The sequence below is a fragment of the Streptomyces viridiviolaceus genome (genome assembly GCF_014650995.1).
Classification (GTDB): Bacteria; Actinomycetota; Actinomycetes; order Streptomycetales; family Streptomycetaceae; genus Streptomyces; species Streptomyces viridiviolaceus.
In genome coordinates this window covers 15,158-36,282 of record NZ_BMWA01000035.1, presented here as the reverse complement: position 1 = coordinate 36,282, position 21,125 = coordinate 15,158, and the positions used below count along the sequence as shown (strand labels likewise).

21 protein-coding genes are annotated in these 21,125 nt (G+C 71.0%); 11 read left to right on the top strand and 10 right to left on the bottom strand.

Going from position 1 to position 21,125, the window contains the following annotated elements:
• The first annotated feature begins 136 nt into the window (after nucleotides 1–136).
• Nucleotides 137–1,921, top strand: coding sequence for a glyoxylate carboligase (gcl, locus tag IE260_RS35825; protein WP_189879698.1), 1,785 nt, complete (start codon nucleotides 137–139; stop codon nucleotides 1,919–1,921).
• Nucleotides 1,922–1,996: 75 nt separating this feature from the next.
• On the opposite strand, the gene IE260_RS35820 is transcribed toward gcl, so the two are convergent.
• The 5 genes from IE260_RS35820 to IE260_RS35800 all read right to left on the bottom strand — a co-directional run bounded on the left by IE260_RS35820 (nucleotide 1,997) and on the right by IE260_RS35800 (nucleotide 6,918).
• Entirely contained in the window at nucleotides 1,997–2,794 is a 798-nt protein-coding gene (locus tag IE260_RS35820; RefSeq protein ID WP_308434727.1) for a TIGR04222 domain-containing membrane protein, read from the bottom strand.
• 25 nt (nucleotides 2,795–2,819) lie between these two features.
• The gene (locus IE260_RS35815; RefSeq protein ID WP_189879694.1) at nucleotides 2,820–3,056 is read right to left on the bottom strand and encodes a hypothetical protein; all 237 of its coding nucleotides are present in this window, start codon (nucleotides 3,054–3,056) and stop codon (nucleotides 2,820–2,822) included.
• 461 nt (nucleotides 3,057–3,517) lie between these two features.
• Nucleotides 3,518–4,981: a catalase gene (locus IE260_RS35810; RefSeq protein WP_189879692.1), complete on the bottom strand. Its 1,464-nt coding sequence runs from the start codon at nucleotides 4,979–4,981 to the stop codon at nucleotides 3,518–3,520.
• A 174-nt stretch (nucleotides 4,982–5,155) separates the two neighbouring features.
• Entirely contained in the window at nucleotides 5,156–6,046 is an 891-nt protein-coding gene (locus IE260_RS35805; protein WP_189879690.1) for a 2-hydroxy-3-oxopropionate reductase, read from the bottom strand.
• A gap of 32 nt (nucleotides 6,047–6,078) precedes the next feature.
• Entirely contained in the window at nucleotides 6,079–6,918 is an 840-nt protein-coding gene (locus tag IE260_RS35800; protein WP_189879688.1) for a TIM barrel protein, read from the bottom strand.
• A 136-nt stretch (nucleotides 6,919–7,054) separates the two neighbouring features.
• Here IE260_RS35800 and IE260_RS35795 point away from each other — a divergent pair, with 136 nt between their 5' ends.
• The 8 genes from IE260_RS35795 to IE260_RS35760 all read left to right on the top strand — a co-directional run bounded on the left by IE260_RS35795 (nucleotide 7,055) and on the right by IE260_RS35760 (nucleotide 14,252).
• Nucleotides 7,055–7,306 (top strand): YkoF family thiamine-binding protein, encoded by a 252-nt coding sequence (locus IE260_RS35795; RefSeq protein ID WP_189879686.1) that lies wholly within the window; start codon nucleotides 7,055–7,057, stop codon nucleotides 7,304–7,306.
• A complete protein-coding gene (locus tag IE260_RS35790; RefSeq protein WP_189879684.1) occupies nucleotides 7,303–7,671 on the top strand; it encodes a helix-turn-helix domain-containing protein in 369 nt (122 codons plus the stop codon). The genes IE260_RS35795 and IE260_RS35790 overlap by 4 nt, the downstream gene beginning before the upstream one ends.
• Before the next feature lie 167 nt (nucleotides 7,672–7,838).
• On the top strand, nucleotides 7,839–8,348 hold the full coding sequence (gene uraD, locus IE260_RS35785; RefSeq protein WP_189879681.1) for a 2-oxo-4-hydroxy-4-carboxy-5-ureidoimidazoline decarboxylase: 510 nt from the start codon (nucleotides 7,839–7,841) through the stop codon (nucleotides 8,346–8,348).
• A 2-nt stretch (nucleotides 8,349–8,350) separates the two neighbouring features.
• Nucleotides 8,351–8,770, top strand: coding sequence for a hydroxyisourate hydrolase (gene uraH, locus IE260_RS35780; protein ID WP_189879679.1), 420 nt, complete (start codon nucleotides 8,351–8,353; stop codon nucleotides 8,768–8,770).
• A 7-nt stretch (nucleotides 8,771–8,777) separates the two neighbouring features.
• Nucleotides 8,778–9,713, top strand: a complete 936-nt coding sequence (pucL, locus tag IE260_RS35775; protein ID WP_189879670.1) for a factor-independent urate hydroxylase — start codon at nucleotides 8,778–8,780, stop codon at nucleotides 9,711–9,713.
• A 65-nt stretch (nucleotides 9,714–9,778) separates the two neighbouring features.
• On the top strand, nucleotides 9,779–11,188 hold the full coding sequence (locus tag IE260_RS35770; RefSeq protein WP_189879667.1) for a nucleobase:cation symporter-2 family protein: 1,410 nt from the start codon (nucleotides 9,779–9,781) through the stop codon (nucleotides 11,186–11,188).
• A gap of 69 nt (nucleotides 11,189–11,257) precedes the next feature.
• Nucleotides 11,258–12,643 carry an 8-oxoguanine deaminase gene (locus tag IE260_RS35765; protein ID WP_189879665.1) on the top strand — a complete coding sequence of 462 codons (1,386 nt, stop codon included), beginning with the start codon at nucleotides 11,258–11,260 and terminating at the stop codon, nucleotides 12,641–12,643.
• Nucleotides 12,644–12,866: 223 nt separating this feature from the next.
• Complete coding sequence (locus IE260_RS35760; RefSeq protein WP_189879663.1) at nucleotides 12,867–14,252, top strand: nucleobase:cation symporter-2 family protein; 1,386 nt, start codon at nucleotides 12,867–12,869, stop codon at nucleotides 14,250–14,252.
• 120 nt (nucleotides 14,253–14,372) lie between these two features.
• Here the strand turns inward: IE260_RS35760 and IE260_RS35755 are convergent, their stop codons facing one another.
• From IE260_RS35755 to IE260_RS35740, 4 genes are read right to left on the bottom strand one after another with little or no spacing between them, the layout of a single operon-like run.
• Nucleotides 14,373–14,795, bottom strand: coding sequence for an acyl-CoA thioesterase (locus tag IE260_RS35755; protein WP_189879660.1), 423 nt, complete (start codon nucleotides 14,793–14,795; stop codon nucleotides 14,373–14,375).
• Between the two features lie 60 nt (nucleotides 14,796–14,855).
• The gene (locus IE260_RS35750; protein WP_189879658.1) at nucleotides 14,856–15,491 is read right to left on the bottom strand and encodes a hypothetical protein; all 636 of its coding nucleotides are present in this window, start codon (nucleotides 15,489–15,491) and stop codon (nucleotides 14,856–14,858) included.
• A 49-nt stretch (nucleotides 15,492–15,540) separates the two neighbouring features.
• Nucleotides 15,541–16,140, bottom strand: coding sequence for a histidine phosphatase family protein (locus tag IE260_RS35745; protein ID WP_189879656.1), 600 nt, complete (start codon nucleotides 16,138–16,140; stop codon nucleotides 15,541–15,543).
• 38 nt (nucleotides 16,141–16,178) lie between these two features.
• On the bottom strand, nucleotides 16,179–17,333 hold the full coding sequence (locus IE260_RS35740; protein ID WP_189879654.1) for a serine hydrolase domain-containing protein: 1,155 nt from the start codon (nucleotides 17,331–17,333) through the stop codon (nucleotides 16,179–16,181).
• A gap of 722 nt (nucleotides 17,334–18,055) precedes the next feature.
• Here IE260_RS35740 and IE260_RS35735 point away from each other — a divergent pair.
• Entirely contained in the window at nucleotides 18,056–18,583 is a 528-nt protein-coding gene (locus tag IE260_RS35735) for a hypothetical protein (protein ID WP_229881638.1), read from the top strand.
• A 463-nt stretch (nucleotides 18,584–19,046) separates the two neighbouring features.
• Here IE260_RS35735 and IE260_RS35730 read toward each other — a convergent pair whose 3' ends face one another.
• Nucleotides 19,047–20,255 carry a pyridoxal phosphate-dependent aminotransferase gene (locus tag IE260_RS35730; RefSeq protein ID WP_189879652.1) on the bottom strand — a complete coding sequence of 403 codons (1,209 nt, stop codon included), beginning with the start codon at nucleotides 20,253–20,255 and terminating at the stop codon, nucleotides 19,047–19,049.
• A gap of 87 nt (nucleotides 20,256–20,342) precedes the next feature.
• Between IE260_RS35730 and IE260_RS35725 the strand changes: the two genes are divergently transcribed.
• The gene (locus tag IE260_RS35725) at nucleotides 20,343–20,981 is read left to right on the top strand and encodes a winged helix-turn-helix transcriptional regulator (RefSeq protein WP_189879650.1); all 639 of its coding nucleotides are present in this window, start codon (nucleotides 20,343–20,345) and stop codon (nucleotides 20,979–20,981) included.
• Nucleotides 20,982–21,125 lie beyond the last annotated feature (144 nt).

Genomic DNA, 21,125 nt, shown 5'->3' with positions numbered 1-21,125 from the left:
CGGTCCGTCTCTTGACTGCCTCGGACCGCCCACCTACATTACTTCCAGATGGTAGAAACTAACTTTCGCAATACGGAATTGCTCACCGCGGGGCGCGACGGGAGTGCGAATCCGACAGCCGAAGCAGGAGTACTCGATGGCTCGTATGACCGCTGCCCGCGCGGCAGTTGAGATCCTCAAGCGTGAGGGCGTCTCGGACGCGTTCGGTGTGCCGGGCGCGGCGATCAACCCCTTCTACGCGGCGCTCAAGGCCTCCGGCGGCATCACCCACACCCTCGCCCGCCACGTCGAGGGCGCCTCGCACATGGCCGAGGGCTACACCCGGACCCACCCGGGCAACATCGGCGTCTGCATCGGCACCTCCGGTCCGGCCGGCACCGACATGATCACCGGTCTGTACTCGGCGACCGGTGACTCGATCCCGATCCTGTGCATCACCGGCCAGGCGCCGACCGCGGTGATCCACAAGGAGGACTTCCAGGCCGTCGACATCGCCTCCATCGCCAAGCCGGTGACCAAGATGGCCGTCACCGTGCTGGAGGCCGCGCAGGTCCCCGGCGTCTTCCAGCAGGCGTTCCACCTCATGCGCTCCGGCCGGCCCGGCCCGGTCCTGATCGACCTGCCGATCGACGTCCAGATGACGGAGATCGAGTTCGACCCCGAGACGTACGAGCCGCTCCCGGTCTACAAGCCCGCCGCGACCCGTGCCCAGGTCGAGAAGGCGATCGGGATGCTGAACGCGTCCGAGCGCCCGCTGATCGTCGCGGGCGGCGGTGTCATCAACGCCGACGCCGCCGACCTGCTGGTGGAGTTCGCCGAGCTGACCGGCACCCCGGTCGTGCCCACCCTGATGGGCTGGGGCGTCCTGCCCGACGACCACGAGCTGAACGCCGGCATGGTCGGTCTGCAGACCTCGCACCGCTACGGTAACGCGACCTTCCTGGAGTCCGACTTCGTCCTCGGCATCGGCAACCGCTGGGCCAACCGCCACACCGGCAAGCTGGACGTCTACACCGCCGGCCGGAAGTTCGTGCACGTCGACGTCGAACCGACCCAGATCGGCAAGATCTTCGCCCCGGACTACGGCATCGCCTCCGACGCCAAGGCCGCGCTGGAGCTGTTCGTCGAGGTCGCCAAGGAGCTGAAGGCCGCCGGAAAGCTGCCCGACCGCTCCGACTGGGCCGCCTCCGCCCAGGAGCGCAGGGCCACCCTCCAGCGTCGTACGCACTTCGACGACATCCCGATCAAGCCGCAGCGCGTCTACGAGGAGATGAACAAGGCCTTCGGCCCGGAGACGCGATACGTCTCCACCATCGGCCTCTCGCAGATCGCCGGTGCCCAGATGCTGCACGTCTACCGCCCCCGGCACTGGATCAACTGCGGCCAGGCCGGACCGCTGGGCTGGACCGTCCCGGCCGCGCTCGGTGTGGCCAAGGCCGATCCCGAGGCCCAGGTCGTGGCGCTCTCCGGCGACTACGACTTCCAGTTCATGATCGAGGAACTGGCCGTCGGCGCGCAGCACAAGATCCCCTACGTCCACGTCCTGGTCAACAACTCCTACCTGGGCCTGATCCGCCAGGCGCAGCGGGCGTTCGACATCGACTTCCAGGTCAAGCTGGAGTTCGAGAACATCAACTCGCCGGAGCTGGGCGTCTACGGCGTCGACCATGTCAAGGTCGCCGAGGGCCTCGGCTGCAAGGCGATCCGGGTGACCGACCCGAGCGAGCTGGGCGCCGCCTTCGAGCAGGCCAAGAAGCTCGCCGCCGAGCACCAGGTGCCGGTCGTCGTCGAGGCGATCCTGGAGCGCGTCACCAACATCTCCATGTCGGGCACCAACGACATCAGCAACGTCGTGGAGTTCGAGGAAGTGGCGACCGAGCCGGGCCACGCCCCGACCGCCGTCAGGACGCTGAAGGTCTGATCCCCGCCGACCCCCGAAGGGCGGCCCGTCCCCAGGACGGGCCGCCCTTCCGGCGTGTGCACGGGGAGACGCTCCTCAGTCCGATCCTCCGCCGCCACCCCCGCCGCACCCGAACCCGCCCCCATGGCCGGCGTGGCCGCCGCCGTCACCGCTGCCGCCGCCGTCACCGGCCTCGACCGGGTCCTCGGCACCGAAGCGCCACCGGAGGCCGGCCCCGCGGCCGAACGGGAAGAGCCCCTCGTCCGCGAGCCCGCCCCGGCCGATCAGCCCGGCCCGCTGGGTGAACCGCGGCAGGAGCGCCGTCAGCGCGCGGTCACCGTACAGGGCGACGGCGAGCAGGACGTCCTCCTCCGCCGGCCTCCCGGGACCCTCGGGAAGCGGATGGCGCTCCCGCAGGGCCGCCACATGACGGCGGGCGGCCCGGGTGGGGCCCAGCGGCAGCGCCCGCCACTGTCCGGCCGCGGCGAGCTCGGCCCGCATCCGGGCGAGCGCGTTGCGCACGGCCGATCTGACGAGCAACTCCCGCATGCCCGCGGGCCGGTAGAGACCGACGCGCACCGCTTTCTCCAGCGGGTGCCGGTACGGTGACGGCAGTCCCGGGGTCGGCGTCGACACCTTGCGCAGGGTGCCCGGCCGCCCCGCCCGCACGGCGCCCCGCAGATGCAGGGCCACCACGGCCACCGTCACGGCGGCCCGGGGCCCGCCCCGCAGCAGCGCGATCTCGTGCGGTCCCATCGACACCACCCCCGTACGACCGGGGCCCGCCGCCCCCGTGCCGGCGGGCCCCGTGTGCCGGGAATCTGCCCACGGCCGGGGGTGGTCGAAGCGTGCCGGGGCCGGGTTCAGAGCTTGATTTGAGAGTGTCGTAGCCAACGTACGACCGGTGCCGTACGTGCGCTCAGTCCTCGTGGTGCTCGTGCAGCCCCGGCCAGTCGTCCGGGCCGCCCCCCTGCCACTCGACGAGGTCGCTCTCCGCGACGTCGGTCACGTACAGGTCGGCCAGCCGCAGGATCTCGGCGACGTCGTCGAGGTGTGAGGCGACCCCGAGGATCTCCTCACCCGACGTGACCCGGCGGGAGCCGTCGAGGGCCGGGGGACGGACCACGATGTGGGGATGCTCCGGTGGATGACCCATGACTCCAGATTGCTGCGGACGAGGGGAATCCGCACCCGCACGGACGCCGAGAAGCGCCGGATGCGGGACCGTCCGCATCCGGCGCTTCTCGGCCGGTGAAGGTACTTCGGGTGGTGCTCCTCAGGTGGTGCCCGTCCGACGGTGCGAGGCTGGGCGCGACAGGTCGTTCGCGCCGCCGGACGGAGTGCGGGGGCCTCTCCGGCAGATCTCACGTCTCGCAGATCTCACGGAAGAGGCGGGTGGCTGGGACCGCGGCGGTGCGACGGGACCGGAACGCTCCTCCCCTCAGGTCGTAGGAGGAGCTTCCGGGCCCTTCACCACCGCACTGGCTCGCAGGCCGCCGCGGTCCTCGCCCTGCCCGCGGCGCACCGGACGGCCACCCCTCATCCGGGCCGGCCGGTGCCCCGCGGGCCGCGTACAGGTCCTGACCTCCCGTCATGACCCGTACGCGAGCTTCTGGATCAGTCCTCGCGCAGGGCGCGGACCGCCTCCTCCACGCGCTTGCCGTACTCCGGGTCGGCGGCGTGGAAGTGGGCCAGGTTCTTCTCGATCACGTCGTTGCGGGAGACCTGGGACAGGCCGCCGGCGATGTTCGCGACCAGACGCTGCTTCTCCTCCTCGGACATCAGCCGGTACAGCTCACCCGCCTGGAAGAAGTCGTCGTCCTTGGTGTGCTGCGGCGCCGCGTGGGTGCCGGTGTGGCCGGAGACCGCCAGCGGGGCGGACAGCGGGCGGCCGGTCTCGACCGGACCGTCGTAGGAGTTCGGCTCGTAGTTCTTGGCGTCACGGCCCTGCGAGTTGGACGCCATGAAGCCGTCGCGGCCGTAGTTGGCGGCGCCGCCGGGCACGGCCTTCGGGGCGTTGACCGCGAGCTGGGTGTGGTTGACGCCCAGGCGGTAGCGGTGCGCGTCCGCGTAGGCGAACAGGCGGCCCTGGAGCATCTTGTCGGGGGAGGGGCCGATGCCCGGAACGAAGTTGTTCGGGGAGAACGCGGCCTGCTCGACCTCGGCGAAGACGTTGTCCGGGTTGCGGTCCAGCACCAGCCGGCCGACCCGCTTGAGCGGGTAGTCGGCGTGCGGCCACACCTTGGTCACGTCGAACGGGTTGAAGCGGTAGTTCGCCGCCTCGGCCACCGGCATGAGCTGCACGTGCAGGGTCCAGGACGGGTACACGCCCCGCTCGATCGCCTGCACCAGGTCCGTCTGGTGCGAGGTCGGGTCCTCGCCCGCGAGCTTGGCGGCCTCGCCGGCGGTCAGGCAGCGGATGCCCTGGTCCGTCTTGAAGTGGTACTTGACGAAGAACGACTCGCCCTTGGCGTTCGTCCACTGGTAGGTGTGCGAACCGAAGCCGTCCATGTGGCGGTACGACGCCGGGATGCCACGGTCGCCCATCAGCCAGGTCACCTGGTGCGTGGCCTCGGGGGAGTGCGCCCAGAAGTCCCAGACGTTGTCCGGCTCCTGGCGGCCCGAGAACGGGTCACGCTTCTGCGAGTGGATGAAGTCGGGGAACTTGATCGGGTCCTTGATGAAGAACACCGGGGTGTTGTTGCCGACGAGGTCGTAGTTGCCCTCCTCGGTGTAGAACTTCACCGCGAAACCGCGCGGGTCGCGGACCGCGTCCGCGCCGCCGAGCGAGTCGGCCACGGTGGAGAAGCGCAGGAAGACCTCGGTGCGCTTGCCGACGGTGCTCAGGAAGTCGGCGTGCGTGTAGTCGGTGACGTCGTCGGTCACCTCGAAGTGGCCGTAGGCGCCGGAACCGCGGGCGTGCACCACGCGCTCCGGGATGCGCTCGCGGTTGAAGCGGGCGAGCTTCTCCAGCAGGTGCTGGTCCTGGATCAGGAGGGGACCGCCGATGCCGGCGGAGGCGGAGTTCTGGTTGTCGGCGACCGGGGCGCCGGACTCTGTCGTGAGCACGCGCTGCGACATCGGGGACCTTCCGTGCGAGGGGTCAGCGGAAACCCGTTTCCGCTTCGTGGAGCTTAGATTTGCTGAGTTCGGAACGTCAACGTTTTGTTGAAGTTGGTTCCGGGCGGCGCCGCCCGCTCGGGCGCGACAGGACAGGTGTCAGCGGGCGGCGCCACCCGGAGGTCTCGGGGTACGTCAGACCTGGGCGCCGGAGAGGCGCTCCACGGCTCGCAGCAGGGCCGAGTGGTCCAGGCCGCCGTCGCCCTGGGCGCGCAGCGACGCGACCAGCTGGGCGACCACGGCGCCGACCGGCAGGGCCGCGCCGACGTTGCGGGCGGCGTCGGTGACGATGCCCATGTCCTTGTGGTGCAGGTCGATGCGGAAGCCGGGCTTGAAGTCGCGGGCCAGGAAGTTGTCCTTCTTGCGCGTCAGCACGGTGGAGCCGGCCAGGCCGCCGTTGAGGACGTCGAGGGCGGCCTTCAGGTCCACGCCCGACTTCTCCAGGAAGACGACCGCCTCGGCGCACGCCTGGATGTTGACGGCGACGATCAGCTGGTTGGCGGCCTTCACGGTCTGGCCCGAGCCGTGCGGACCGCACAGCACGATGGTCTTGCCGAGCGCCTCCAGCAGCGGCTTGGCCTCGTCGAAGTCGGCCTGCTCACCGCCGACCATGATGGACAGCACGGCCTCGATGGCACCGGCCTCACCGCCGGACACCGGGGCGTCCAGGACCCGGATGCCCTTGTCCTTCGCGGCCTTGGCCAGGTCGACCGAGGTCTGCGGGGTGATCGAGGACATGTCGATCAGCAGGGCGCCGGACTTCGCGTTCTCCAGGATGCCGTCGGGGCCGTAGGCGATGGCCTCGACCTGCGGCGATGCGGGCACCATGGTGATGACGACGTCGGCGTCGCGCACGGCCTCGGCGATCGAGCCGGCCGCGGTGCCGCCGGCGGCGGCCAGGCGGTCCAGCTTCTCCTGCTCCAGCGTGTAGCCGGTGACCTGGTAGCCCGCCTTGACCAGGTTCTCGGACATGGGGGAGCCCATGATGCCGAGGCCGATCCAGGCGATCTTGGGAAGGTTGCTCATGGTGAGGGTGCCTCTCAGTACTGGGGTGGTGATCAGCTGGCGGCGCGGGCCGCGCGGGGCAGCCAGTCGAAGGCCTCCGCGCTGGGGCGGTCGCCGGGCTTGTACTCCAGGCCGACCCAGCCCTCGTAACCTGCCTTCGCCAGCCGGTCGAGCAGCTCCTCCAGGGGGAGCGAGCCCGTGCCCGGGGCGCCGCGGCCGGGGTTGTCGGCGATCTGGACGTGGCCGGTCTTCGCGGCGTACCGCTCGATGACCTGCGGCAGGTCCTCGCCGTTCATGGACAGGTGGTAGAGGTCCATGAGGAACTTGGCGTTGCCGAGTCCCGTGGCCTCGTTGACCTTGTCGACGATCTCGACGGCGGCCGGCGCCGACACCAGCGGGTACAGCGGCGACTCGGGCTTGTTGAGCGCCTCGATCAGCAGGACCGCGCCGATCCGGTCGGCCGCCCGGGCGGCGAGGACCAGGTTCTCCAGCGCGAGCGCGTCCTGCTCGGCCGGGTCCACCCCCTCGACCCGGTTGCCGTACAGGGCGTTGAGGGCCTTGCAGCCGAGGGACCGCGCGAAGTCGGCGGCCACGTCGATGTTGGCGCGGAACCGCTCCGAGTCCTCACCCGGCACCGACAGGGCGCCGCGGTCCGGGCCCGGGAGCTGTCCGGCGTAGAAGTTCAGGCCGGTGAGCTGTACGCCCGCGTCCTCGATCGCCTTCTTCAGCGCGTCGAGCTCGGACTGCTCGGGGGTGGGCGAGTCGATCCAGGGCCACCACAGCTCGACCGCGGTGAAGCCGGCCGCGGCGGCGGCCGCGGGGCGCTCCAGGAGCGGGAGTTCCGTGAAGAGGATCGACAGGTTGACGTTGAAGCGCTGGTCTGCGAATCCCATCGGGTGCCGCGCTCCCTTCCGTGTCGCATTTCCATATTGCGGAAGTTTGTTTCTGCGTAATGGAAGATTGCCGTCGGGTGCCGGGCCTTGTCAAGGGGGGTCGGCACAACTGGGTGCCGCGCGTTAGGTTGAGCGCGTGCGATTGAGAGTGGAGTTCACGACCGAGCCCTTCGATCTCGACGAGGCGCCCGCCCACGCGGTGGTCGCCCGGGAGGTCGTCGAGGCCGCGGAGCTGGACGCGGTGGACGTCGGCCCGTTCGGCAACACCGCCGAGGGCGGGGCCGACGCGGTGCTCGGTGCCGTGGACGCGCTGCTGCGCAGGTCCCTCCAGGCGGGCGCCACCCGGATCTCGCTCCAGGTCAACGTCGTCGAAGAGGGCGAGCGGTGACCGGCCCCGGCGAGGAGCCGTTCATCGCGGCCGTCAAGCCCCTGGTGGACGCCATCGGAGGTGAGATGCTCCCGCCGGACGAGGCCGGCCAGGACGACGTCGTGCTCTCCTGGGAGGGTGTCGACGCCGTCGCCGTACGTCTGCCGCAGCTCGCCGACTCCCTGGACCACATCCTGGCCGCCATGGAGCGCCGGCAGGGCAGGCCCCTGGCGGACCTCGACCGCAAGGCCAAGCAGGAGGTCGTGCGGACCCTGGAGGCGCGCGGCGCCTTCTCCGTGCGCCACGGCGTGGAGACGGTCGCGAGCGCCCTCGGGGTCAGCCGCTTCACTGTCTACAACTACCTCAACCGTGAGAAGGGCACCTGACGCGGGAAGCGTTCCTGACCAGGCACGACTTCGTGAACGGCGAGCCGCCGTCCGGTGACCGGGCGGCGGCTTTCGTCACCCCGAATTTTCAACAAAGTGTTGACGGCTTGTTTCCGAGGGCGTTAGCTATCGGCACGCCCGTTCAGCACAAGGCCACGGAGGCTCCCGTGACGTCCACTTCCGCGTCGGGCCTGGCCCGTTTCAACGCTCTTGAGGAGTCCGCGGCACTCGCCGAACTCCACGAGGCGTGTGCCTCGACGGCGTGGGCCCGGCAACTGCTCGCCGCCCGCCCCTACGCCACCCCCGAGGACCTGTACGCCGCCAGTGACGCCGCCATGGCCGAGCTGACGACGGACGATCTCGCGGAGGCGATGGCCGGGCACCCGCCCATCGGCCGCCCCAAGCCGGGCGACCCGACCTCCTCCCGCGAGCAGGCCGGAATGGCCGGCGCCTCGGAGGAACTCAAGGCGGAGATGCTCGAACTGAACCTGGCCTACCAGGAGAAGTTCGGCCACGTCTTCCTCATCTGCGCCACCGGCCGGACCGGCGAGCAGATGCGGGACGCGGTCAAGGAGCGGATCGGCAACTCGCCCGAGCAGGAGCGGGAGATCGTCCGCATCGAACTGGGGAAGATCAACCGCATCCGCCTGACCCGACTCGTCGAACAGGACGCCTGACCATGAGCACCAGCACCACCGCCTCCGTGTCCACGCACATCCTGGACACCAGCATCGGCCGCCCCGCCGAGGGCGTCGCCGTCCGACTCGCCGCCCGCGCGGGCCGCTCCGCCCATCACGGGCAGGGTGGGGACTGGCAGACGCTCGGCGGCTCCGCGACCGACGCGGACGGGCGGTGCAAGGACCTCCCGGCCCTGCCGGAGGGCACCACCCACGTACGGCTCGACTTCGCCGTCGAGACGTACTTCGAGAAGAAGCAAGCCGCGGCCCAGCAGGACGCCCCCGCGCTCCGGGACAGCGAGAACGCCCGGCCGGTGTTCTTCCCCGAGGTCACCATCACCTTCGCGGTGGTGCCCGGGGAGCACTACCACGTTCCGCTGCTGCTCAACCCGTTCGGCTACTCCGTTTACCGAGGGAGCTGACCGACACATGACCCGTTTCGTCCTGGGACAGAACCAGTACGGCAAGGCAGAGAACCGCGTTGTCAAGATCACGCGTGACGGCGACACGCACCACATCAAGGACCTGAACGTCTCCGTCGCCCTGTCCGGCGACATGGAGGAGGTCCACCGCAGCGGCTCCAACGCGAACGTCCTGCCGACCGACACCACCAAGAACACGGTGTTCGCCTTCGCCAAGGAGCACGGGATCCAGAGCGCCGAGGACCTCGGCGTCAAGCTCGCCCGCCACTTCGTGGACAACAACGAGCCCATCCACCGGGCCCGCATCCGCATCGAGGAGTACGCCTGGGAGCGGATCGAGACCTCGAAGGGCGGCGCCCGCTTCGTCGGCTCGGACGAGATCGCCCACTCCTTCGTCCGCAAGGGCCAGGAGACCCGCGTCGCGCAGATCACCTATGACGGCCACGGCATCCAGGTGCTCTCCGGGTTCAAGGACCTGACCGTCATGAACTCGACCAACTCCGAGTTCTTCGGCTTCCTGAAGGACAAGTACACCACCCTCCAGGAGGACCACGACCGCATCCTCGCCACCACGGTCTCCACCTGGTGGCGGCACAACTGGGACGGCATCGACTCGCACGCCCCGGACTGGGACCGCTCGTACAACGGAGTGCGCAAGCACGCGCTGCAGGCGTTCGCCGAGACCTACTCGTACTCGCTCCAGCAGACCCTCTTCGAGATGGGTGTGCGGGTGCTGAACTCCCGCGACGAGGTCGACGAGATCCGCTTCTCGATGCCCAACAAGCACCACTTCCGCTCGGACCTGTCGCCCTTCGGGATCGACAACGAGGCCAAGGACGGCGCCGTCTACTACGCGGCCGACCGCCCCTACGGCCTGATCGAGGCCACCATCCTGCGGGACGGTGCCGAGCAACTCATCCCGGTCGACATGACCAACCTCTGACGCGGGACGGCACGCCCCCGGCCGAGCCATCCGGGCCGGGGGCGCGCCACACCGGAGGGAACGAAATGGCACTGCCTGCAAAGGGGCCGGCTGAAGGCCCGTGTTCCACCCCGCCGGTGCACACCGAGGACGCCGTCACGTCCGTGCACCCGGTGGACGAGAAGCTCCACCCCACGCGGCTCGTCCCCGCCGCGCTCCAGCACATCGCCGCCATGTACGCGGGCGTTGTCACTCCTCCGCTCATCATCGGCCAGGCCTGCGGACTCGACATCGAGGCCCGCACCCGGCTGATCGCCGCGAGCCTGCTCATCGCGGGCGTCGCCACACTGCTGCAGACCATCGGCGTCAAGGGCTTCGTCGGCAACCGCCTGCCGTTCGTCAACGCCGCCTCCTCCGCCGGCATCGCCCCGATCCTCGCCATCGCCGAGACCAACACCGAGGGACACCAACTCCCCGCGATCTACGGCGCGGTCATGGTCGCCGGCGTCTTCTGCCTGGCCGTCGGACCGTTCTTCGGGCGGCTCCTCAGATTCTTCCCGCCGCTGGTCACCGGTGTCGTGATCACCCTGATCGGCGTCACGCTGATGCCGGTCCCCGTCGGCTGGGCGCAGGGCGGCGACAAGGCCGCCGCCGACTTCGGCTCGATGCGCAACCTCGCGCTCGCCGCGTTCACCCTCGCCGTCATCCTCGTGATCCAGCGCTTCGGCAGGGGCTTCGTCAAGCAGGTCGCGCTCCTGTTCGGCCTGCTGATCGGCACCCTGGTCGCCGTCCCGCTGGGCATGGCCGACTTCCAGGCACTGAAGTCCGCCCCCGTCGCCGCGCTGCCCACGCCCTTCGCCTTCGGCGCACCCGAGTTCCAGCCCGCGGCCATCCTGTCGCTGTGCATCGTGATGCTGGTCCTGATGACCGAGAGTTCCGCCGGCATGCTCGCCCTCGGCGAGATCTGCGACCGCCGCGCCGACGGGAAGACCATCACCCGGGGCCTGCGCACCGACGGCATCGCCACCCTGGTCGGCCCCGTCTTCGGCGGCTTCCCCACCTCGGCCTTCGCCCAGAACGTCGGCGTCGTCTCGCTGACCCGGGTCCGCAGCCGCTACGTCGTCGCCGTGGCCGGTGGCGCCCTGCTGGTCCTCGGCGCCTTCCCGGTCCTCGGGGCGGTCGTCTCGCTGGTCCCCATGCCGGTCCTCGGCGGCGCGGGCATCGTGCTGTTCGGCTCGATCGCCGTCAGCGGCATCCGTACGCTCTCCGAGGCGGGGCTGGACGACAGCTCCAACATCATCCTGGTCGCCGTGGCGCTCGGCGCGGGCATCGTCCCGCTGGCCGCGCCGACCTTCTACCAGGAGTTCCCGGCCTGGGCGCAGACCGTGCTCGGCTCCGGCATCAGCGCCGGAGCACTCGTCGCGGTCACGCTCAACCTGTTCTTCCACCATCTCGGCACCCGGAGCCGCACGGTTCCGGCACTCAAATCCTCCTAGGGTCCTGCCGTGCCCTCCCCGTGGGTACTCCCCACCCACGGGCCGCCACTGAAAGACAAGGACAGCGTCATGGCACCATCGGCAGCCCAGCGCATCGTGATCGAGAACTGCTCGATCGCGACCGTGGACGCGGGCGACACCGAGTACGCCTCGGGTCACGTCGTCATCGCCGGCAACAGGATCGAGTCCGTCGGCGCCGGCCGGGCCCCCGAGGGCCTGGAGAACGTGGTGCGCCGGATCGACGCGACCGGCCACCTGGCCACGCCCGGTCTGGTCAACACCCACCACCACTTCTACCAGTGGATCACCCGGGGACTGGCCACCGACCACAACCTGTTCAACTGGCTGGTCGCGCTCTACCCGGTCTGGGCGCGCATCGACGAGCAGATGGCCCGCTCGGCGGCGCAGGGCTCCCTCGCCATGATGGCCCGCGGCGGTGTCACCACCGCCATGGACCACCACTACGTCTTCCCGCGCGGCACCGGCGACCTGTCCGGCGCGATCATCGGCGCCGCCCGCGAGATGGGCGTCCGGTTCACCCTCGCCCGCGGCTCCATGGACCGCGGCGAGTCGGACGGCGGGCTGCCGCCGGACTTCGCCGTGGAGAGCCTGGACGGCGCGCTCGCCGCCACCGAGGCCACTGTCAAGGAACACCACGACGCCTCCTTCGACGCGATGACCCAGGTCGCCGTGGCACCCTGCTCCCCCTTCTCCGTCTCCACCGAACTGCTGCGCCAGGGCGCCGAGCTGGCCCGCCGGCTCGGCGTGCGGCTGCACACCCACGGCTCGGAGACCGTGGAGGAGGAGAAGTTCTGCCACGAGCTGTTCGGCATGGGACCGACCGACTACTTCGAGTCCACCGGCTGGCTCGGCGAGGACGTGTGGATGGCGCACTGCGTCCACATGAACGACTCCGACATCGCCGCCTTCGCCCGCACGAAGACCGGCGTCGCCCACTGCCCGTCCTCCAACGCGCGCCTCGCGGCCGGGATCGCCCGCGTCCCCGACATGCTCGCCGCCGGAGTTCCGGTCGGCCTCGGCGTCGACGGCACCGCCTCCAACGAGTCCGGTGAACTCCACACCGAACTGCGCAACGCCCTCCTCATCAACCGCCTCGGCGCCCACCGCGAGGCCGCCCTGAACGCCCGGCAGGCGCTGCGCCTCGGCACGCACGGGGGCGCGCAGGTCCTCGGCCGGGGCGACGAGATCGGCTCCCTGGAGCCGGGCAAGCTCGCCGACCTCGTGCTGTGGAAGCTGGACACGCTCGCCCACGCCTCCATCGCCGACCCGGTCACCGCCCTGGTCTTCGGTGCCGCCGCACCGGTCACGGCGTCCTTCGTGAACGGCCGCCAGATCGTCGAGAACGGCCGGCTGCTCACGGTCGACGAGGACGCCATCGCCCGCTCCACCAGGGACGAGGCCCAGCGTCTCGCCCGGATCGCGGCGAAGGGCTGATCACCCCGAAAGGACTCCGGCCGGGAGGGACGGCTCCCGGCCGGCGACCGTGGACCCGAGCGGGGTCCACGGTGGCCGTCTCCGGGGCGTGCGCGCCCGCGCACGCCCCCGGAGCCGGTCCCCGTTTTCTCGAACGGTCCGTCCCGGTCCCGCACGACCACCCGCACCACCTCCCTGACACCCACGTCGGATCCGACGTGTACCCGACCGGAGGGACGCCGCCGTGGCCGACCACCCTGTTGACGAGAAACTCCCCGCCCTGAAGATGGCGACCACCGGCCTGCAGCATGTGGCCGCCATGTACGCCGGAGTCGTAGCCCCACCCCTGATCGTCGGCGCGGCCATCGGCCTGTCCGCCGCCGAACTCACCTTCCTCACCGGCGCCTGCCTGTTCACCGCCGGCCTCGCCACCTTCCTGCAGACCCTCGGCATCTGGAAGATCGGTGCCCGGCTGCCCTTCGTCAACGGCGTCACCTTCGCCGGTGTCGCCCCCATGACCGCGATCGTCGCCTCCACCGAGGACAAGTCGGACGCGCTGCCGATCATCTTCGGCGCCGTCATCGTCGCCGGTCTGCTCGGCTTCCTGGCGGCCCCCGTCTTCTGCAAGGCGATCCGCTTCTTCCCACCGGTCGTCACCGGCACGGTGATCACCCTCATCGGCATCTCGCTGCTGCCCGTCGCCTTCGGCTGGGCCCAGGGCGCCAGCCCGACGGCCGACGACTTCGGGTCGCCGACCAACCTGGGCCTCGCGGCGATCACCCTCGTCATCGTCCTGCTGCTGCGCCGCTTCACCCGCGGCTTCGTCAAGCAGATCGCCGTGCTGCTCGGCCTGGTGGCGGGCACGCTCATCGCGATCCCGTTCGGCGTCACGGACTTCGGGCCGGTCGCGGACGCGGACGTCGTCGGCTTCCCGACCCCGTTCCACTTCGGCGCCCCGCAGTTCCAGCTCGCCGCGATCCTGTCGATGTGCGTGGTGATGGTCGTCTCGATGACCGAGTCCACCGCCGACATGCTGGCCCTGGGCGAGATCGTCGACCGTCCGGCCGACGAGAAGACCATCGCGGCCGGCCTGCGCGCCGACACCCTGGGTTCGGCGGTCAGCCCCCTGTTCAACGGCTTCATGTGCAGCGCCTTCGCCCAGAACATCGGCCTGGTCGCGATGACGAAGATCCGCAGCCGCTACGTGGTCGCCGCCGGCGGCGGCTTCCTGGTGCTGATGGGCCTGTGCCCCATGGCCGCGTCGCTGATCGCGGTCGTGCCGCGCCCGGTGCTCGGCGGTGCGGGCGTGGTCCTGTTCGGCTCGGTCGCGGCCAGCGGCATCCAGACCCTGGTCCGGGCCGGCCTGGAGAAGGACAACAACGTCCTGATCGTGGCGGTCTCCTTGGCCGTCGGCATCATCCCGATCGCGGCGCCGGAGTTCTACCACTCGTTCCCGGAGAACGCGAAGATCATTCTGGACTCGGGCATCTCGACGGGCTGTGTGGCCGCCGTCCTGCTCAACCTGGTCTTCAACCACATCGGCAAGGGACGGGAAGCGGCGGACGTGACCCATCCGATGGAGGCGGGGGAGGAGATCAGCGGCGCGTCGCGGGCCACGGCGACTCCCTGACGCCGGCGCCCGGGGACACCCCCGGACACCGGGCACGGGCCGGCGCCTCGATCCTCGGGCGCCGGCCTCACCGCTGCCGGTCCGGCCGCACGGACCGTGACCGGCAGGGGGCCGGCCCCCCTACAGCCCGAACAACGCGGGCTCGGCCGCCAGTTCCTTGAAACGCCGCTGCGGATCGGCCACCAGCTTCCGCGCCCGCAGATCCAGCAGCCCGCCGACGGCCTCGATCTCGGCGGCCGCCGTGCCGTCGGCCTTGCGCACGGTCTGTCGTATCCGGAAGGTCTTGCCCTGACCCCACTCGAAGGCGCACGTCACCTCGACCTCGTCACCGGCGAGCAGCTCGCGCCGGTAGCGGATGGTCGTCTCCAGCACCACGGGGCCCACGCCCCGGGCCACCAGGTCCGCCTGCCGGATCCCGGCCGCCTGGAGCAGCGACCAGCGGGCGTGCTCGGCGTAGTTGAGGTACACGGCCTGGTTGAGGTGACCCTGCACATCGGTCTCGTAGCCGCGGACGGTCACGGGCACGGAGAACGGCTCACTCACGGACTTCCCCTTGTGATGATCGGCGTTTTGATCCACTGATCCTGGCACGCCCGTCCGTCCTCACGTCCGCCGCGGAGAAGCCAGCAGGTAACGGCTGTTCGTCCGCGGCTCGGTGTGCTCGCCGACCTGCCAGCCGGCCCGCTCCAACGTGGCGGCGCAGGCCCGCAGCGCCGTCCCGTCGGGCTCGTACACGGCGACGGCTTCGGGCTGCGGGGTGGCACGCACCCGGTAACCGCGGCCCTCCGGACCCGCCGGGCGGTTCCCGGCCGCCTCCAGCGCGAGTGCCGCGGCCTGCACCAGATGCGTGCGCTCCCAGTCGCACGGCCGGTCCGTCGCCCCGTCCCGGCGGGTCATCCGGCGCAGCTCCAGCAGCCCCTGCCAGGCACCGCGCACCTCACGGAGCCGGGCGGGCCCCGCATCCGGTGGCGTCTCCTCGCCGCCGACCCGGGCGGCGAACACCCCGTCGGCCGCCGCCGGGGCCCGCGCGGCGGGCTCGGCAGCCGCCGGCTCGACGGCCTCCCGTATCCGGTGTCCGGCCGGCGTCAGGAAGTGGTCGTGCGGCGGCCGCGGGTGCCGGAAGGCGAGCCCCCGCTTCACCAGAGCCGCGAGCTGCGCCTCCGTCCCCTTCAGTCGCCCGGTGACCGGGTCGGCGGCGTCGATGACACGCCGCTGCGCGGCGGTCGGCGGTCGTGTCACGGCCTCCTCCTCCCGTCCCCCGGTCCCGGCCGGGCCACACACGGGAAGACTACGACGGAGGTCTGACATTCCACGCGGCGATCACCGGCCGCCCGTGCTCCGTGCCCAGCCGGGACAGCGTTCCGGTGGCCATCTGGAACAAGGCGCCGTGCGAGGCGGGCAGCCCCAGGTGCCGTGCCGTCAGCACCCGCAGGAAGTGCCCGTGCGCCACCAGCACCACGCACCCCTCGGTGTTGGCGAACGCGGCCTCCACCTTGCCCAGCATCCGGTCGGCCCGCTCGCCGACCTGTTCCGGCGTCTCCCCGGGGTGGTCCGGCGGCCCGGGCGCGACACCGTCCGTGAACAGGAACCAGTCGGGCCGCGTCCGATGGATCTCGACGGTGGTGACGCCCTCGTACCCGCCGTAGTCCCATTCGTGCAGGTCCGCGTCGACACGGGTGCCGTGCAGCCCGATCAGCTCGGCGGTCTCCCGGGCCCGCTGCGACGGACTGACGAACGAGGCGCCGATCCGGTGCGACCGGATGAACGGCACCAGCCCGCGCGCCTCGTCCCGCCCGTGGTCGGTCAGTGGTACGTCCGTCAGTCCGGTATGCCGCCCGGACCGGGACCACTCGGTCTCACCGTGCCGGACGAGAAAGAGATCACCCACGTCCGCCGTTCCTTTCTGAAGTAGAGGTCAGCACGGTGTCACACGCCCGCCGCGGCCCGCAGGACCGACTGGGCCAGACGGCCGTTCTCGGCCGAGGGCCCGTGGTCGGACGGGGGCGCGAAGCGGCGCCGGGTACAGGCGTACGCCACTTCGCTCGCCGGGTCGGCGAAGCCGAGGGAACCGGTCGCACCGCTGTGCCCGAAAACGCCCGGGTCGAGGAACGGGAACTGCTCGACGGGCCGCTCGAAGCCGAGGCCGAAGTGGTCCGTCTCGCCCGTGACCAGGTCGGTGCCGCGCGCGTGCACCCTGGCGAACTCGGCCGCCGTCGCGGGGGTGAGCAGCGGCGGTCTGCCGTCGACCGTGCTGATGGCGGCGGCGTACATACGGGCCACACCGCGCGCGTTGCCCACGCCGCCGGCGGACGTCGAGCCGAGCGCGCGCACGAGCCGGCTGTTGCCGAAGGCGACGAGGTCGGTCGGCTGGGGCCCGTGCTGATTGAAGGCGACGCCCTTGAGCGCGTCGGGCGCAGCGGCCGCCGCCGCGATCCGCTCCGCCTGCTCGGGCGTGGGCACCAACGGCAGCACCGGAAGCCACCGCGGTTCCAGTTCCTCGGGCAGCCCGAGGTAGAGGTCCAGGTCGTACGGGGACCGCAGGCGCTCCTCGTAGAGTTCCTGCACGGACCGGCCGGTCACCCGCCGCACCACCTCACCCGTGAGCGCGCCGATCACGAAGGCGTGATAGCCGTAGGCCGTTCCGGGCTCCCACAGCGGCTTCTGCCCGGCCAGCCGCTCGGCCGGCACCCGGTCGTCGGCCAGCTCCTCGGTGGTGAACCCGCCGTCCACGCCGACGAGACCCGCCTGATGGGAGATCAGCTCGCGCAGCGTCAGCCGGTCCTTGCCCTCGGCCCCGAACTCGGACCAGTAGAAGGCCACTTCGCGGTCGAGGTCGAGCACACCGTCCTGCACCAGCAGCGCCACGACCAGGTGCGCCGCGCCCTTGGTGATGGAGAACAGACTGGTCAGGGAGTCCCCGTCCAGCCCGTCCCCGGCCCACAGGTCCACCACCCTGCGCCCGCGGTGGTACGCGACCAGCTGAGCACCGGGCTCGTCCCGTTCCCCGGCGAGGAACGCCGCGAACTCCTCCCGGACCCCCTCGAAGCCCTCGGCCACCGTCCCCTGCACGTCCTGCGACATCTGCCCTGCCCCCAGTCGTCGATCGCGTTCCGGGATCACCAACCAGGGGCCGGTGCACGGCATTCCCGGTGAGGCGGCGGCGAGTTCGGGTCACCACCTGTTGGTCGGTCACGTGAAGAGCCGACGCCGGGCGCAGTCGTGCCTTGCCGCCCTCCAACTCGACTACTGGGAACGGCTGTACGGCTCCGGAGGAGCGAACCGTACGGTCGCGCGGGTGGTGACCGGACCGGCTGCGGGCGCGGTCCTTCACGGGCGGGCGAGGGGGTGCGACCGCCTCGCACCGTCGCCCCTGCGCTGTGCCAGGCCACGCCGACCCCGGCGGACACGTCCTGAGCCGGCCGCACTCCTGCTGACACACCGTCCCCGGACGGCGGCCACCGCCGTCCGGGGAGCCCGTCGGAGTGCGGCCTCACCAGCGTTTTCGTTTCCCCCGCAGTGCGCGGCCCCGAATGTCAAGTAGCGACCCGCCGCGCCGGGAGGTGACCAGGCGTCAGTAGATCACCTTGAAGGAGTAATAGTCATTCAATCAGTCAAACTGACCTGCGGCTTTGACGAGCCATCAGAACGCCGAGGAGCGGCTGCGAGGGCCGTACATACCCCGATCGGCCCACTGTCGCCCCCGCTTCCGTTCTGTCCGATATGACAGCTATGGGGAGCGTAAGTACGTTCAATCACGAGCCGACTGCCACAGCCGGCCATCCTCAGACAGGAGACGAGGCGACATGATCATGAACCGCTCCCACGCGCTCACCGCGGCCGTCGCTGCCGCCGCAGCCCTGACCGCGTCCGGCATCACGTACGCCGTCGCCGCACCGCAGGCGGCGCCGGCAGTGGTCCACCAGGCGTCCGCTCCCATCCACGCTCCTCTGGGCGGCGACACCGGCAACGGGGACAAGGACAAGGACAAGGACCGCAACGACCGTGGCAACAACAACCACGGCGGCAAGGACTACGACGAGGGCTGGATCCACGTCAACGAGCGCTCCTACACCTCCCGCCCCGGCGGCTGCATCACGGTGGTCAGCGGCCTGGGCTCCACGAGCCTCAACATCCGCAATGACAGCAAGAAGACCGTCGCGGTCTTCCGGGGCGCGACCTGCGACAACGGCGCCCCCATCGCCACCGTCGGCCCCCGCAGCTCCAGCTACGGCGTCGACCCCGGCTTCAGCAGCGGTGTGAGGGTCCAGAACGGCATCGTGGGCAGCTTCCGGGTCCTCGACGACTACAACAACCACAAGGGCGGCCACTGAGCGGGAAACCGCCTGGGGCGCCATGGAGAACCCGGCCCGCCGTAATCGGGCCGGGGCTCTCCAGCCAGGCGCATGACGCGTCATCCCGGCCCGCCGTAATCGGGCCGGGCTTCGCGTCCAGGCCATGGCCCGGGGCACCCTCGGAATGCCCACCTCTGACCCTGGCCCGCGCCTGTCCCGCCATTCTAGAACCGAACGGCAAGCGTCGTGTGACTGCCCGGGCGGCAGTCCCCCCGCCCCACCGGCTCACCGCCGGGCGACTCCCGCTCGGACGCGCCTCGTTGGCGCTCTCCCCGAGGGGGAGACGCCGGTCCCCCGGCGGGCGTGGGGTGCGGCCGAACGGGTGACGAAACCGCGCACACGGCGGACGGGCGGGGACTTCCTCGCCCTGAACGCGGTGCGCGGTCGTCGCTTGCCCCGTGCGATGTGCCGGACCTCCGCGCGCCGGAGGTCGGGGGTGCCGCTACTGCCGGTATCCGCTCAGGAACCGCCCGATCCGCCCGACGGCCGCCTCCAGGTCCTCCGCGTACGGCAGCGTCAGGATGCGGAAGTGGTCCGGGGACGGCCAGTTGAAGCCCGTGCCCTGGACCACCTGGATCTTCTCCCGCAGCAGCAGGTCCAGGACGAACTTCTCGTCGTCGTGGATCGGGTGCACCTTGGGGTCGATGCGCGGGAAGGCGTACAGCGCGCCCTTGGGCTTCACGCAGGAGACACCCGGGATCTCGTTCAGCTTCTCCCAGGCCACGTCCCGCTGTTCGCGCAGCCGGCCGCCCGGCGCGGTCAGTTCGCGGATGGACTGGCGGCCGCCGAGTGCGGCCTGGATGGCGTACTGGGCGGGAGCGTTGGCGCACAGGCGCATGGAGGCCAGCATCGTCAGGCCCTCCAGGTAGTCGCGCGCGTGCTGCTTCGGGCCCGTGACCACCAGCCAGCCCGAGCGGAAGCCCGCGACCCGGTACGTCTTGGACAGGCCGCAGAAGGTCAGGACCACCAGGTCGGGGGCGAGCGCCGCGACCGAGTGGTGGACGGCGTCGTCGTACAGGATCTGGTCGTAGATCTCGTCGGCGAAGACCATCAGGCCGTGCCGGCGGGCCAGGTCGAGGATGCCCTCCAGGATCTCCTTGGGGTAGACGGCGCCGGTCGGGTTGTTCGGGTTGATGATGACGACCGCCTTGGTGCGGTCGGTGATCTTCGAGGCCATGTCGGCCAGGTCCGGGTACCACTCGGCCTGCTCGTCGCACAGGTAGTGGACCGCCTTGCCGCCCGCGAGGGTCGTCACCGCCGTCCAGAGGGGGAAGTCGGGGGCGGGGATCAGGATCTCGTCGCCGTCCTCGACCAGGGCCTGCACGGCCATGGAGACCAGTTCGGAGACGCCGTTGCCGAGGAAGACGTCGTCGACGCCGACCTCCAGGCCGAGGGTCTGGTAGCGCTGGGCGACGGCCCGGCGGGCGGAGAGGATGCCGCGCGAGTCGGTGTAGCCGTGCGCCTGCGGCAGCATCCGGATCATGTCCTGGAGGATCTCCTCCGGCGCCTCGAATCCGAAGAGCGCCGGGTTGCCGGTGTTCAGGCGCAGCACGCTGTGCCCCGCCTCCTCCAGCGCGTTGGCGTGCTCGATCACCGGGCCGCGGATCTCGTAGCAGACCTCGCTGAGCTTGTTCGACTGCCGGAACTCCATGCGCGGCTTCCCCTCCGGTATCTGGTGTTGCTTGGTTTTACCAAGTTGGAGCTTGGAAAGTCCAACAACCTGTCTACACTGCGTCGCATGTCACCTCGCCGAAGCTACGACCAGTACTGTTCCGCCGCCCGTGCGCTCGACACCGTCGGGGACCGCTGGACCCTGCTGATCGTCCGCGAGCTCCTGGCCGGCCCGCGGCGCTACACCGACCTGCACGCCGACCTGCCGGGCGTCAGCACGGACGTACTCGCCTCGCGGCTGAAGGACATGGAGCGGGACGGGCTGACGACGCGGCGCCGGCTGCCTCCGCCCGGAGCGGCCTACGTCTACGAACTCACCGCGCGAGGAAGGGGTTTGCTGCCGGTACTGGAGGCGCTGGGTGCGTGGGGCGCGGGTGAGCTGGGCGAGCGGCGGCCCACGGACGCCGTGCGGGCCCACTGGTTCGCGCTGCCGCTGCTGCGGGCCCTGCGGGAGGCGGGAGTGAGGGAGGGGCTCGTCGAAGTCCGGCTCGAGGAGGGCGACTGCCACCTGTACGTCGGCGCCGAGAGCGGCCCGGTGTACGGCGACGGGCCCGCCCCCGAGGAGCCGGACGCCCGGCTGGTCCTGGACGCCGGCACGTGTGCCGCGGTCAGCCGCGGAGAACTGGGTCTGTGCGACGCGGTGCTGGACGGACGCGTCGAGGTGGGCGGGGACGGCACGGCGGCCAAGGCCCTGCGGGAGGGGTGAACGGCAGAAGGCCCGCCGGGGCGGGCCTTCTGAGGACGCGTCACGCGCCCGGGGGAACCCTCGCCGGTGCGGGAGGGGTGAACGGCAGAAGGCCCGCCGGGGCGGGCCTTCTGAGGACGCGTCACGCGCCCGGGGGAACCCTCG

What these genes read in the sequence shown, in the direction of transcription:
- IE260_RS35770 (WP_189879667.1), top strand. Translation starts at nt 9,779, where the DNA reads ATGGCACTGCCTGCAAAGGGGCCGGCTGAAGGCCCGTGTTCCACCCCG.
- IE260_RS35730 (WP_189879652.1), bottom strand. Translation starts at nt 20,255, where the DNA reads ATGGAGTTCCGGCAGTCGAACAAGCTCAGCGAGGTCTGCTACGAGATC.
- IE260_RS35815 (WP_189879694.1), bottom strand. Translation starts at nt 3,056, where the DNA reads ATGGGTCATCCACCGGAGCATCCCCACATCGTGGTCCGTCCCCCGGCC.
- uraH (WP_189879679.1), top strand. Translation starts at nt 8,351, where the DNA reads ATGAGCACCAGCACCACCGCCTCCGTGTCCACGCACATCCTGGACACC.
- IE260_RS35810 (WP_189879692.1), bottom strand. Translation starts at nt 4,981, where the DNA reads ATGTCGCAGCGCGTGCTCACGACAGAGTCCGGCGCCCCGGTCGCCGAC.
- IE260_RS35765 (WP_189879665.1), top strand. Translation starts at nt 11,258, where the DNA reads ATGGCACCATCGGCAGCCCAGCGCATCGTGATCGAGAACTGCTCGATC.
- IE260_RS35725 (WP_189879650.1), top strand. Translation starts at nt 20,343, where the DNA reads ATGTCACCTCGCCGAAGCTACGACCAGTACTGTTCCGCCGCCCGTGCG.
- IE260_RS35740 (WP_189879654.1), bottom strand. Translation starts at nt 17,333, where the DNA reads ATGTCGCAGGACGTGCAGGGGACGGTGGCCGAGGGCTTCGAGGGGGTC.
- IE260_RS35735 (WP_229881638.1), top strand. Translation starts at nt 18,056, where the DNA reads ATGATCATGAACCGCTCCCACGCGCTCACCGCGGCCGTCGCTGCCGCC.
- gcl (WP_189879698.1), top strand. Translation starts at nt 137, where the DNA reads ATGGCTCGTATGACCGCTGCCCGCGCGGCAGTTGAGATCCTCAAGCGT.
- IE260_RS35805 (WP_189879690.1), bottom strand. Translation starts at nt 6,046, where the DNA reads ATGAGCAACCTTCCCAAGATCGCCTGGATCGGCCTCGGCATCATGGGC.
- IE260_RS35800 (WP_189879688.1), bottom strand. Translation starts at nt 6,918, where the DNA reads ATGGGATTCGCAGACCAGCGCTTCAACGTCAACCTGTCGATCCTCTTC.
- pucL (WP_189879670.1), top strand. Translation starts at nt 8,778, where the DNA reads ATGACCCGTTTCGTCCTGGGACAGAACCAGTACGGCAAGGCAGAGAAC.